General features: G+C 56.6%; 9 protein-coding genes. 1 reads left to right on the top strand and 8 read right to left on the bottom strand.

The annotated features are described in order from the left end of the window. Positions 1 to 332: 332 nt before the first annotated feature. The 7 genes from E1958_RS10250 to E1958_RS10220 all read right to left on the bottom strand — a co-directional run bounded on the left by E1958_RS10250 (position 333) and on the right by E1958_RS10220 (position 9806). Positions 333 to 1928, bottom strand: a complete 1596-nt coding sequence (locus E1958_RS10250; RefSeq protein ID WP_133511801.1) for an ATP-binding protein — start codon at positions 1926 to 1928, stop codon at positions 333 to 335. A 30-nt stretch (positions 1929 to 1958) separates the two neighbouring features. Then, complete coding sequence (locus E1958_RS10245) at positions 1959 to 3482, bottom strand: NAD(P)/FAD-dependent oxidoreductase (protein ID WP_207787716.1); 1524 nt, start codon at positions 3480 to 3482, stop codon at positions 1959 to 1961. Further along, positions 3434 to 4471, bottom strand: a complete 1038-nt coding sequence (locus E1958_RS10240; protein WP_133511800.1) for a glycosyltransferase family 2 protein — start codon at positions 4469 to 4471, stop codon at positions 3434 to 3436. Before E1958_RS10240 ends, E1958_RS10245 begins: the two co-directional genes overlap by 49 nt. Continuing rightward, on the bottom strand, positions 4464 to 5444 hold the full coding sequence (locus tag E1958_RS10235; RefSeq protein WP_133511799.1) for a UDP-glucuronic acid decarboxylase family protein: 981 nt from the start codon (positions 5442 to 5444) through the stop codon (positions 4464 to 4466). The genes E1958_RS10240 and E1958_RS10235 overlap by 8 nt, the downstream gene beginning before the upstream one ends. A gap of 264 nt (positions 5445 to 5708) precedes the next feature. After that, positions 5709 to 7676 (bottom strand): nodulation protein NodZ, encoded by a 1968-nt coding sequence (locus E1958_RS10230; RefSeq protein WP_133511798.1) that lies wholly within the window; start codon positions 7674 to 7676, stop codon positions 5709 to 5711. After that, positions 7673 to 8770, bottom strand: a complete 1098-nt coding sequence (locus E1958_RS10225) for an NAD-dependent epimerase/dehydratase family protein (protein ID WP_207787717.1) — start codon at positions 8768 to 8770, stop codon at positions 7673 to 7675. The genes E1958_RS10230 and E1958_RS10225 overlap by 4 nt, the downstream gene beginning before the upstream one ends. Before the next feature lie 136 nt (positions 8771 to 8906). Beyond that, positions 8907 to 9806, bottom strand: a complete 900-nt coding sequence (locus E1958_RS10220; protein ID WP_133511797.1) for a glycosyltransferase family 2 protein — start codon at positions 9804 to 9806, stop codon at positions 8907 to 8909. 202 nt (positions 9807 to 10008) lie between these two features. Here E1958_RS10220 and E1958_RS10215 point away from each other — a divergent pair, with 202 nt between their 5' ends. Beyond that, complete coding sequence (locus E1958_RS10215) at positions 10009 to 11553, top strand: ArnT family glycosyltransferase (RefSeq protein WP_133511796.1); 1545 nt, start codon at positions 10009 to 10011, stop codon at positions 11551 to 11553. Between the two features lie 537 nt (positions 11554 to 12090). Here the strand turns inward: E1958_RS10215 and E1958_RS10210 are convergent. Then, positions 12091 to 13689 (bottom strand): AAA family ATPase, encoded by a 1599-nt coding sequence (locus tag E1958_RS10210; RefSeq protein ID WP_133511795.1) that lies wholly within the window; start codon positions 13687 to 13689, stop codon positions 12091 to 12093. Positions 13690 to 13733: the final 44 nt, after the last annotated feature.

Below are 13733 nucleotides of genomic sequence, written 5' to 3'. Positions count from 1 at the left end.
AACTAAAAATTCAACATCATCAATAGGTTAGAACTGGACACCGTTGTTCTCAAGGTGCCCATATTTATAATTGTTCAGCCCCCTACTGTTTTGCCATCCCCTTTCTTGCCATCAAGGGCGCCTGGATTCCGGCAACACTTACCGGAATCACGAGGTGGGGGCTGAACGGTTACGATGCGGTTCGCTACGGGCGTCCTTGCCAGCTTAGCTCACCGCATCCTACGGCTCTGCCCAGTCTACTCGCTTCTTCTTTTCCCGGTAGGCCCGTTTACCAGGAACTACTCATAGGCTGACCTCTTCCATCATTCATCATTCATCACAGAGGCATCGGCTCACATCCCCCACACCCCGATCCGGTGTTCCCCATACTGCTCTTGCCGAACGAAGCTCTTCTCTTCCCACGGCAGCTCCGGGGTGCGATCAAAGACGACCAGATAGCCCTCGTCGGTGCCGACCCGGTCCATATAGTCGGCGGTCTGCGCCAGGCCCTCTGCAATCGTTGTCGCCAGGGATTTGTGTAGGATCTTGAGCTCGATGACCGCCCGTTGGACTGGGCCATGGAAGCCCTGAGTCTCATCCAGAGGCCACTGCACCAACAGATCGGTGCGGCGACGTCCTAGCCCATACTCCCGATCGATGCGCCCGCCGCTGTTGACGATGCGCTGCAGGAACGACTGCATCAAGAGCTGCGGTCCGGCCTCTTTGTAGTCGAAACGATTGGCCCAGCTATCACCGTTCTCCCGGAAGAACTGTTGGAAGGCATCGAGCAGCTTGGGGAGGTCGAGCCGCCTGCCTTCCTTGAGATACCAAGCGGTCTCCTGCGGGATCAGGACCTGGGTGGTCCAGGTCAGGGTACGGGGGATCACCTCCCGGTAGATGGGGTTGGCGACGGCAAGTTGGGGGCGAACCCGGATGAGGCCGAGGTCTTCCACATATTGCAGGTCGTCCTCCGGAATCACGGCGTCTGCTGCCAACGTATCGGCCAGCAACCTGCCGATGACTCGCTGGACCCGTGCCTCTTTGAGTTTGTCCCCTAACTGATCGAGATGGGTATCCCGCCGCTCGATGAGCCGCTCCCGGGCATCGAGCATGTCTGTCAGGGTGATGGGACAACTGCGATCCCGTGCCGCTTTGGCCCTGAAACAGGCCTCGTAGCCCATGGCATTGACCAGCCAAGGCTGACCGGTTGTCTGCTCGAAGACATAATCGATCACCCCGGCTTCGAACAGCTGTCCGGTCGCCTCGGTATGTTGGGTGTAGAGAAGGGCAACCTCCTCGTGACTGAAGTTCCCCAACCGAAGCGACTCGGATTTGATGTTGAAGGCGCTGCCGCCGGTGATGATCTGGTGGTCGCCGTCATGGATACGATAATCCCGCACATCCCGCACCCCGCACAAGAGCACTGTCTGCGGGAAGGAGCGAGGACGATCCGGATAGCCGGCGCGGATCTGGCGCAGCAGGGAGATCAGGGTATCTCCCACCAGGCTATCCACCTCGTCCAGGAGTAAAACCAGGGGGTTTTCGAGCCGTCGACACCAGCGACGCAGCCCTTCCCGAAGCAGACTGCCGGCGGCCTGAGTGGTAAGGATTTCCCGGGCAATTTCCGGCAGAAGCCGATCGGCCAGGTATTCATCGGCACCGGCCACCAAAGCGTCCAGGATGATCCGCATTCCCGACGCCATGTCTCCCCGCGCCGCTTGGGCCGGCTCCAGGTTTACATAGAGGGCCCTGTAATCCGCTTCCGCGTTGAGCTGCTCCATCAAGGCCAACAGGCAACTGGTCTTGCCGGTCTGGCGCGGGGCGTGGAGGACGAAATAACGCTTCTCCCCGATCAAACGCCGAATATCATCCATATCCCAACGTGATAATGCAGGGATCGTGTAATGTTCGTCCGACCTTGTAGGGCCTGCGGTATTGAAGGTCTTCATGGAGCCTCCTGCGGGTACGACTTCTGACGGTCAGGAACCGGCAATCCACTCATGGTATTCCTGCTCGATATTGATGCTCCACAGGTCGTGGTGTTCACCGAACAGGAGCATGCGGACGGCATACATCCCGGTCAGCATGGAATGGTCCATGTTGTTGTAACGATGGAGACCGTTGCGGCCCACGGTGCGCAGGTTTTCCAGTCCGTCACAGAAGTTTCGCACCTGGGCAAGATTGGCCGTATAGTTGTTGTCGTAGACAGGATAGGCATCGGCGATGCGATAGACCTGACCGTCGATTACCTGGCCGGGCGGTAGCAGGCCGATGGTCTCGAGCTCGCGACCAGCCAGGGCGATCAGCTCGGTATCGTCCATGCACCAAAGTTCATCACCCTCATTGCAGAAGTACTCGAGACCCAGGCCGGACTTGGTCTCGTCTGCTACCATAGCCTTGCTCCAGTTCGTGTAATTTTGGATGCGGGCCACCCGGACCCCAGGTTCGTGCACATAGATCCAGTTGTCGGGAAACAGGTCAGTCGCGTCCACGATCAGGCAGACAGTAAGAAACCCCCGGTGCCTGAGGTTCCCGGCAGCCGCCAGCACCGGCGGCGGTGGCAGCGGGTCTAGTTTTCCTACCAGCTCGGACAGCGGCATGCTGGATACGAACAGCTCGGCGGCGATCGAATACTCACGTTCCCCTTCGCGCACCACAATCCTGTCGATGTGCATCCTGTTCCTATGCACACGAATCACATCCGCATTCATGCGCACCTCTCCGCCCCCGCCGTGGATCCGCCGACGTGCCGCCTCCCACATCATGCCCGGACCGAAGCGCGGATAGTGAAACCGGTCGATGAGCGTAGTGACCCTGGTGCCGGTCTTGCGGACCAGGTTTTTCATCATCACCCCCAGCGACAGATCCTGGATCCGTTGCGCCGCCCATTCGGCGCGCAGATCGCTACAGGGGATACCCCAGACCTTTTCCGTATAGGTCTTGAAAAAGTGCTCGAACAGACGCTTGCCGAAGGCATTGGTCACCCACTGCTCGAAGGTCGTCACCTGTCGGTAGGGTAGCAACTGCCAGCGCAGGTAGCTGGCCAGGACCCGGATACTCTCCCGCGGCCCCAAGCCTATCAGAGCATCCCACAACCGCGGTGGATAGGCGAAGAATTTATGTCGGTAGAAGATCCTCGAAAGTCGCGGTCGCAACAGGAAATCCTCGCCGAGCAGGTCTTGCCACAGCCGGTTGACAGCATCCGACTTGGTGAAGAAACGGTGTCCTCCCATGTCGAAACTGAATCCCCGGTAGGATTCGGTGCGGGCGATCCCGCCGACGATCGAGTCCTTTTCCAGCACCAGGGGGACGTGACCGTGCCGGAGGAACTCCAGGGCCGCCGCCAGTCCCGCCGGCCCGGCGCCGATGACGATGCAGTCGGGTGACCGGCCGGTGTCCGGGACTGGTTTATCTTCGGCCTTGTCTACCATTGGCTCACACGGACACACCGCCGTTACCGGGGCGACGGCCGTACCCGGAGACGGGTCTTCAATCTCTGCCATCCACAGCCGATGACGCCGAGGATAAAACCCAAACCACTGTTGAAGTGATAAAACCAGTGCAGGGGAACAGCGGCCAGTGCCCGCGCCCAACCCAGTCGGACATGCAGGAAGCGGAAGAAATCGAGATTGACCCCCACGAACAGACCCAACGCCGCCAACATCACCAGCAAGGCCTCAGGCCACACAAGCGCCGCCAGCAATGCCGACGGCAACAGCCAAGCCATGGCCACGGAGGCCCGTTGCCCCCAGCCCAGGCTGAAATCACTCGGCATTTCCGCACGAGCAAGAACCAGCCAGGTCCAGGGGATGGCGCGCACGAACAAATCGGTGCGGGCCATGGAGCCGAACGACCAGCGCCTGAGATGTTTGCCCTGCACCCTGCGGTCGAGCCGGATCGAGTAGCCCGCATCGCGTAGCCGGTAGCCCAATTCGACATCCTCTATGACCCGATTGAACTCGGCCGTGTCGAATCCTCCAAACGCATCGAAGGTGGATTTCCTGATGGCACCGAGTCCGGTCCAGAAGTGCGACGCCTGCTCCGAGGCGTGCTGGTGCACATAATAATGCAACAGGTTGCGGTACTGGCTGACCGGATTGTGCGCCTCCGGCTCACTGTCGTAGGAGCCGATTACGGCGGTACAGTCCGCATCCGCGGCAAAATGCCGCGCCAACTGGCCCAGGGCGTCCGGCGCCACTGCCACATCGGCATCGACAAAGACCAAAATATCACCGCCGGCGCGGGCGGCGCCCAGATTCCGGGTCACGCCGGGCCCCGCGTTGATTTTGGCGGTAATCAGCTCGACCCCTGGGCGAGAGGCCACCGCTACCGACCGATCCTGCGAGGCATCGTCGACCACGATGATTTCGTTCGGGAGGACCTGGCTGTGTTCCAACAGGGCATCGAGACAAGCACCCAAGGTCTCCGCCGCATTGAAACAAGGCACGATCACCGACAGGCTGACGCCGGATGGAGGGGTAACCTCAGGCATGGTCGAAGAGGAGCTGTTTGAAATATCCGATGGTCCTGCGCAATCCCTCCTCCAGCGTCATCTTCGGCTCCCATCCCAAGCGTTCCCGAGCACGGGAGATATCCGGCCGGCGCCGGATCGGGTCGTCGGCAGGCAAGGGATGGAACACTAGCTTGGAGCCGGAATTGGTGAGCCGGATGATCTGCTCCGCCAACTGACCGATCGTGAGCTCGTCGGGATTGCCGAGATTGATCGGACCCGGAAAACCGGGTGAGCCGTCTTCACCCGAAGGCGTATCCATGAAACGCAGGACGCCGTCCACCAGGTCATCGATATAGCAGAAGCTACGGGTCTGCCGACCGTTCCCATGCAAGGTGATGTCACGGCCCTGCAATGCCTGCACGATAAAGTTGCTCACCACCCGGCCGTCGTTCGGGTGCATCCGCGGGCCATAGGTGTTGAAGATGCGTGCCACTCTGATGTCAAGCCCGTGCTGGCGGTGGTAATCGAAGAACAGGGTCTCGGCACAGCGTTTGCCTTCATCGTAGCAGCTTCTGGTCCCCACCGGATTCACATTGCCCCAGTAGGCTTCGGGCTGCGGGTGTACGGCCGGGTCGCCATAGACCTCGCTGGTGCTGGCCTGGAAGATCCGCGCACCTAACCGCTTTGCCAGACCGAGCATGTTGATTGCACCGTGCACGCTGGTCTTAGTGGTCTGCACCGGATCATGCTGGTAATGGATGGGGCTGGCCGGACAGGCCAGATTGTAGATCAGGTCCACCTCCACATAGAGCGGAAAAGTAATGTCGTGCCGCAGAAACTCGAAGCGGGGATGAGAATGCAAGTGTTCGAGGTTGCGCTTGGAGCCGGTAAACAGGTTGTCCGCGCAGATCACCTCGTCCCCGCGTTCCAGCAGCCGGTCGATGAGATGGGAACCCAGGAATCCCGCACCCCCGGTAACCAGGACTCGCTTCCGTTCAATGTAATTCCGCATTGTATTCTCTTGCAATAGAGTTGTCCCGTTTGTTTAATTTGTTTGTTAACTTTTTGATTTCAAATACATTTTCATATTCCATGGGCTGGCTGAAAGCAAAAAAACCAGTTCTTTACCTCATGAAAAGTTATCTGAACTCAACCAAGCTCTACGGGCTGCGTTAGAGTTTGGGGGCGCCTAACCAGGCGTTCGGGAGGGACTGAGGTGGAAAGCGCAGCACCTTTTTGGCGTACCGCGTGGATGAAAGATGTTGGGGTTCGTTCCTCACCCCAACCTACGCGCTTCACGCGGATAGTTGAGGTCAATACTGGGCAGGTCTGGGTTGAACCAGAGTGCGGCCTCCCCCACGTGCGAGGCGCATTTGAGCAGGAAGTCGCAGCGGGCCAGCAATAACACGTCGATGAGTACCTGGGCGCCCTTGGCATAGCCGGAATGGGAAGTAGCCTGAAAAGGGGCGAACCCGCTGGTGGACCGGTAGCAGTCGCTCGACAGGATGCGCCCGGCGTACCGTTCTTCTAGGGATCGGAGGTATTGTGCCTGGTCGGTGGCGACGAAAAGCTTCGCCTTCGGGTGTACCGCAAGGTATCGGTCCACCTCCGGGAAATAGGCCTCCGGCTTGACCTTCTGCCGAGTATTTTTCGCGCCCCTTGCGGCTCCCTTGTCGGTTCCCCGCAGGTGTATTCCCAATACCAGGTGGCCCTGCATCTGTTCCCTGTAGAAAGCATCGACCTGGTTGCTGATTGCGTCCTTGACCTGCACGTATTTGCCGATAACCTCGTGCGCCCGAGCGCGCTGAAAGTCGTACCAGCGCGCATCGTAGCTTGTCTTCAGCAAATAGCGCCCGTAAGGGTATGCATAGATGCTCCCTTTTTCGTACAGATGCAGGTACCAGAGATCCCGGTCTGTCAGGGTCACCACGTCTCCCGGTTGTAGGGGATGTCCCGGATCTTTCAGCCACTGCTGCACCTGCTCGTAACCGGATCCGGCGACGGGTTCGAAAAAGTACTCCCACATGTTTTCGCCGCGGCTGGGATCATAGTAGGCATTGTCGCCATCGGCAGAGGATTTGCCGAAAAACACCACGGGCAGGCACCGGTTTCGCTCGCAGAACAGGAGCTGGTTGAGGGCAAAGGTGAAGTAGGCGAAAAAGCCGGCGTAGGAATGGTTGATCCGGATAATGAGGATCTTCCGATACTGTCCCAGCACCGGCTGATCCGGTCCGTCAAACCGATAACGTCCCCGTTTGTATCTGCGCATTCTGTACAGACCCCACTCCAGGGACTCTACTGCCCAGACCACTGCGCTGCCTACCCCGCTTTCGAGCAGCCAGTTCTTCAGCAAGGTTTTCAGAAAGTGCAGCTTGGACAGCAGGCTCAGGTGTTGCCGCGCCGCAGCCATGTCGGCAATGGTTGGTGCCCGTTCGAGGTGCGGCACGTCGTGAACATAGTGGTAGCGGCTCTCGTCGTTTACCCGCAGATCGATATGCGGGTACCTGCGCTCGAATGGGGTGGCATTGACCGGCGGCACCGGCGCGTGGATTTCCTCCGCTTTGGAAAGGAAGCCTGCCCACCAGGCGAAGGTGCTCTGGGACTGGATGATGCGGTTGAAACCGATCATGAACCGGAAATCGTCGATGGGCGAGCCTTCGATGTAGATAGGGCCGAATTTGCTGAAGCTGGCTTTGACCTCCTCGTCCAGGCCGAAACCGCAGATGTACAGCCGGGCGAAGTCCAGTTTCTCCAGGAGATCCAGGTAGAAAGAGAGGCTGATGGCGCGGCCGAAGACGATGAAATCCCCGCGGCGGATGTGGATGACGATGTCGTCCGGGGCGATGTGGTAGCCGAGATCAATGGGGTCGACCGCGAACCAGGAGCGAATACGTGATTTGTGGGTGCGGAAGATCTCGTAGCGCTCGAAAAATCCCTTGATCAGGATCTTCCGGTCCTGCCTGCAGTTTCGCATTCCCTCCAGGTCGATGCGAAAGCCGTCGAAGCCGTTGTGGCCTATCAGCGCCGTCCGATCCACGGGTTTGCTGAAGCGTTTGCCGTCAATTGCCAGGGGCGCGTCGCGAAAATGGGAGAGCAGGTCCTCCAGCTGGGGAATGTTCTTGCCAGGCTTGTAGGAGGAGTGCTTCACCTCCAATGCGTAGCCCAAGTCTTCGGCGAGTATGCGTGCAAAGGCGTACTGGAACAGGTTGTTCCCGATCAGACCCTGCATCCGGAGTTGTATCATGGTGTGACCGTCAGCTCCGGGTCCACCTCCCGCCGGGTCAGCTGCGACTCCAGGTTGGCGAGTCTCTCTGCGGTGGCGAGCGGGCGATACCACTGGATGGTTCTTCGTAACCCTTCCCGCAGACCGGTGTTTGGGGACCAGTTGAGCATCCGGGTGATTTTCGTATTGTCCGATGCCCGGCTCTTTACACCGACGGGTCTGTCCAGCTGATAGTCGAGCCGGTCCGGGTGCCAACCCAGCAGGTGAAATATCTCCTCGATCAGCTCGTTGATCGTGTGGTGTCGATCCGTACCCAGGTTGATCGCTCTGAAACCGCTCAGGTGAGCTCCCGCAAGCGCCAAGCCATACACAGTGTCGCCCACATAGGTGAAGTTGCGGGTCTGAGTTCCGTCCCCCCACACGGGATAGGGGTCGTAGCGGGCCAGGGCCTTTGCCACCAAGGCGATGACGGCGTGGGTTTCGTTCTCGCGCTCGCCGTAGGCGGTGAATATCCGGGCCACGATCCCATCGACCCCATGCTGCCGGTGAAACGCACGGAGCTGCAGTTCGCCCATCAGCTTGGCCCAACCGTATTCCCCGTCTGCGAAGGCTCTACCCGCCCGGTCGAAGCCTGCATCCGTCTCCCGGAGCAGTATCCTCTCGATTGTATCCTGCTGGAGATTCGTGGGATAGACACAGGCTGAGCTGGCGTAGACGATTCTCAGTGCGCCGGCTGCAGTGACAGCGTCGAACACGATATGATCCAACAGCATGTTATTGGTGCATTCCACGGGGTGGGAATCGATATAGCCGCGGCCACCATGTGCGGCTGCAAGGTGAAACACGATCTGCTGGTTCCTCGCCGCGCAGGCGGCGAAGCCCGGGTCTCTCAGATCGCCTTTCAACAAACAGATTTTGTCTCTCACGTCCTGGAGGTTGTCGAGCGTACCGGACGACAGGTTATCCGCGACGGTGATCTTGGCGCCACGCGCAACGAGCAGCTCGACCAGGGCGCTACCTATGAAGGACGCCCCGCCCGTGACCAACGTCGGGACGCCTTGGTAATAGTTGTCCAGCAGCTTGTCGGACGTACTCATTTTTTTTAATTTATTCATAAGCGTTTCAATTTGATTTATAAGGACATGCGCTCGCCCTGGGATATATGGGAAGAAACATGTGATCATATGGGGTGTAAAGAGGGGCACGAATTTTTATCGGGTATCAAGTGAACAGATGGATGATAATATCAGATCACTGTTCCAGGCTTCTTCCCTGATGAACATCGCGCAGGCGTTCCGCAATGAAACCCGCCACGACCGCGACCTGGGACAATCCCAGTAGGGCCATGCGTAGAAATGGCCGTGGCCGTCTTTTGCGAAATGGATAGCTCACCATGAGGGCATAGAATCGGATACTTTCGAAGGGAATCTTTTTACTCTCTCGCGTCGCCGCCCGCGCTCGTAAGTGACTGGCGCCACGACCGTAGCGGAGGTGCAGCCGCCAGAATTGACCGAAGTTGTCGAACCTATGTGCATGGCCTATAACGGCATCGGGCACATAGACCAGCGGCCAGCCCATGTCCATCCAACGCAGGCTATAGTCTCGGTCCTCACCCGCCGCTAACGGGAAGCGCTCATCGAAACCGCCGATTGCCGTATGATACCGGGCGGAACAGGCCAAATTGTTGGAGGCGAAGAAGTGTAGCCCTCCACCTCGCTCAGCGGCGTATTCGTAGAAGAAGCTCACCAAATCCTGGCTCGTCTCGGAGAAGATATTGTGTTCCAAGCTGTTGTACGTTCGGCCTCCGGCAAGGGCGTGCGGATTCCTCCGCACCGCTTCCGCGATCCTGCTCAGCCAATCGGGTTCGGGCCGACAATCGTCATCCGTAAAGGCGAGGATAGGCGCCCGCGCCACCCGCGCACCTACGTTGCGCGCACTGGCAGGCCCGGCATTCTTCCGGCGCAGGCAGCTAATGTCGAGCCGATCCGCGAAGGCATATACAGTAGTCTCTATCGGTTCAGGTGAACCGTCGTCTACGACAATGACCTCGAACGTTTCGCCCCGCGTCGCACTGAGCGCCTCGAGGCACTGTGTCAACTGCCGCGGGCGATTATAGGTCGGAATGATGACACTGATGTTCGGTTTGTCCATCGGGTACAACTCTATTCAAGATAATAGGTCGTTTCAATCGAGATCACGATGACAATACACATTTAGGATACCAATAGGGAGTGCCGTGAGGCGAGGAAATTTCCGAGAAAAATTCTTGACAATATGAACAATTTTTTCTTTCATAATCCTATGCTCATCTCATAATCGGTTTTCCATTCATCGGTAACGAAGGTGATTCACGATGCGAACTATCGTTAACAATTCAAAGCTTCAAATCGGACTGCTGCTCAGTGTGAGTTGCGTATTGATTTATGGCCTTTTAACCGACATCCATAATTGGGGAGGAGATTTTTCCGGATACATAATGCAGGCAAAAAGTATTGTGGAGCAGGATATTTCAGGATATATAGCAAGCAGCAATTCTGTAATATATCCTTGGGGCTTTCCCATTCTCCTTGCGCCCTTTTATAAGGTATTCGGGCTCGACATCCTCTGGCTGAAAATGGTTGGTGTGATCTGTTATGTCCTATTTCTATTGGTCATTTATCATGGATTCACAAAATATCACTCCCGGGCCGGAATTCTTGGAGTGACCGCGGTATTTGCATTGAATCCCCATATGCTTACTTTCCTCAACCAGATATTATCTGATATTCCTTTTCTTCTCTTCTCTACACTATGCGTCTTTCTCGTCGGCCGAGTTATCGTGCAGCGCCGCCCGATCATTTCGTTTCCCATCGACTATATGTTGATTGGCATCATTCTAGGCATTGCCTTTCTTATAAGAAACAATGGGGCATTGCTCATCATTCTCGTGGCGCTGACCCAGTTGGTTTCCGCCGCATCCGGCAACCATAACAGGGAACTCGATTTTTCCCTCGCAAAGCGGCTGGTAAGAATAGGTGATGCATTGAAAACGACACCCGTATCCTTGGTGATAGGATTGATTCCCTACACGACTTTTTTCTGCCTACTAGGCTTGGTAGCCCTCTGGCATCCGCAGCTCCTTTTCGGTGGTGCATTACACCTCGGTGTACTGGATAGGGCTCTGGACAACACTTTACCAAACTTAATTGTACTCAATGCTGCTTATTATGCTGCCATTCCGGTGAAATTCTTCGGAAGTTTTTTGCTATATGCCATGAGTGTTCCCTTTGTATTAATTGGAATAACCCGCAGATATAAAAGCGATTATCATATCTTACTCTATGTGGCGTTGGTGGTTTTTTTCCATCTCATTTGGCCTGGAAGGCAAGGCTTGCGGTATCTATTTCCCTTGCTTCCATTCTATGTGTCTTTCATGGTTACGGGCATCGAAGTATCGCACCGGTCAGCGGCGATCTTCGGGAAACGGATTAAGCCCAGTTATCTCGTTGTGGCCGTCATGATGACTTTGTTATTCTTCACAGAAGAAATAGGGTATCGTATCTATGAAAATGTAACCAATGGTAGAACCGTGTTGTGGGGTCCGTTTAGACCGGATAGAACGTGGTTATGGGGTCCATTTTCACCGCAGGCCCGTGAGATGTTCCACTTCATAAGGGACAATACCGACACCGAAGATATTATCGTTTTCTTCAAGCCACGAGTGATGCGATTAATGACTGACCGGATGTCGATAGCTCATAGAAGGGGCAAAGATATCAATATGGGCGATTACTTAGTTGTACTCAAAAACCCTGAGGCCATTTATTATAGGGGTAACCTCTACGGTGATGTGTTGAAAAGCATTCCTCATCGGAAAACCCTATTCGACAATGCGCGATTCACGGTTATCAAGCTGTAGTAATCGTTCAGCCCCCACCTCAGGGCAAACGCATGTCCTTATAGATCAATAAGTTATAATTCATGTTTTTTGCCATATTCTTCCTGTAACAACTTGAATTCATTGATTTTAAAAAATTCCATATGCGACTGCCCTGGCCCCCACCTCGTCATTCCGGCAGGGATTGCCGGAATCCGGGGTGCCATGGATGGCAGAAACAGTAGGTGGCTGAATGACTACCGAATATGCAAAAAATGCCATGAACGGCTAGTAGCTAAACATGGGCACCTTGAAAAATAGGTGTTTCCACCAACCAAGAGCCCCTAAGCCACTGATTATTCATGTGCTCCGTTCCGGAATCACGAGGTGGAGGCTGAACGGTTACGATGCGGTTCGCTACGGGCGTCCTTGCCCGCTTAGCTCACCGCATCCTACGGCTCTGCCCAGTCTACTCGCTTCTTCTTTTCCCGGTAGGCCTGTTTACCAGGAACTACTCATAGGCTGACTTCTTCCATCATTCCGCATTCATCATTTATCACTCATCACAGAGGCATCGGCTCACATCCCCCATATCCCGATCCGGTATTTCTCATACTGCTCTTGCCGAACTAGGACCTTCTCTTCCCACGGCACCTTCGGGGTGCGATCGAATACAATCAGATAGCCCTCGTCGGTGCCGACCCGGTCCATATAATCGGCGGTCTGGGCCAGGCCCTCTTTGATCGTTGCCTCCAGGGATTTGTGCAGGATCTTGAGCTCGATGACTGCCCGTTGGACTGGGCCATGGAAGCCCTGAGCCTCATCCAGAGGCCACTGGACCAACAGATCGGTGCGGCGACGTCCTAGCCCGTACTCTCGGTCGATGCGCCCGCCGCTGTTGACGATGCGCTGCAGGAACGACTGCATCAAGAGCTGGGGTCCGGCCTCCTTGTAGTCGAACCGTTCGATCCAGATCTCGCTGTTTTCCCGAAAGAAGTGCTGGAAACCATCCAGTAGCTTGGGGAAATCCAGGCGTCCATCCTGGCCCACATACCAGGCGGTTTCCTGCGGGATTCGGGTCTGGGTAATCCAGGTCAAAGCACGTGGGATGATCTCCCGGTAGATGGGATTGGCGATCTCAACTTGCGGGCGGGTGCGAATGAGTCCCAGGTCTTGCACATAGAGCTGATCGTCCTCGCTGGGCGGGGCGAGTCCGGGCTCGATAGCGCCGCTCAATAGCTCGCTGATAATCCGATGTACCCGCGGCTCTCGCAACTTGTCGACCAACTGATCGAGATGGGTATCCCGCCGCTCGATGAGTTTTTCACGGGCATCGGCCATGATCGTTAGGCTGATCGGCTGGGTGCGGTCGCGACCTGCTTTCATTTCAAAACAGGCCTCATAGCCCATGGCATTGACCAGCCAGGGCTGACCGCCGGTCTGCTCGAAGACATAATCGATCACCCCGGCTTCGAATCGCTGTCCGGTCGCCTCAGTATGTTGGATATAGAGGGTAGCGACATCTTCGTGGCTGAAGTTGCCCAAGCGTAGGGATTTGGATTTGATGTTGAAGGCGCTGCCGCCGGTGATGATCTGGTGGTCACCGTCATGGATACGATAATCCCGCACATCCCGCACGCCGCACAACAGAACCGTCTGAGGAAAGGCCTGGGGACGATCCGGGTAACTGGCCCGGATTTGGCGCAGCAGCGAGATCAGGGTATCTCCCACCAGGCTATCCACCTCATCCAGTAACAGCACGATGGGTCGGTCGTTCTCCTCCGACCAGCGGGAGAGCAGCCCCCGCAGGGCACCATAGGGACCAAATTCGTGCAGCGTCTCATCGACCCACGCCCGCGGTCTCTGATCGCCCAGGTAACGGCGGGCGTCTTCGGCAACACTACTGACAATCGTGCGCATGCCCGCTGCCACATCCCCCCGCGCCGCCTGGGCCGGCTCCAGGTTGACATAGAGGGCCCTGTAATCCTCTTCCGCATTGAGCTGCGCCATCAAGGCCAGCAGGCAGCTGGTCTTGCCGGTCTGACGCGGGGCGTGGAGTACGAAATAACGTTTCTCCCGGATCAAACGCCGGATTTCGTCCATATCCCAACGCGACAATGGAGGGACCCTGTAATGTTCGTCCGGTCTCGTAGGACCTGCGGTATTGAAGGTTTTCATAAATCTTCCTTCGGGTGCAATTTCTTCCCCTAAACGGTTGATTT

Source organism: Candidatus Thiosymbion oneisti (assembly GCF_004359955.1).
In the GTDB taxonomy this organism is placed as follows: Bacteria; Pseudomonadota; Gammaproteobacteria; order Chromatiales; family Chromatiaceae; genus Thiosymbion; species Thiosymbion oneisti.
The sequence above is the reverse complement of the archived record's forward strand: the minus strand, read 5'-3'. Positions and strand labels throughout refer to the sequence as shown.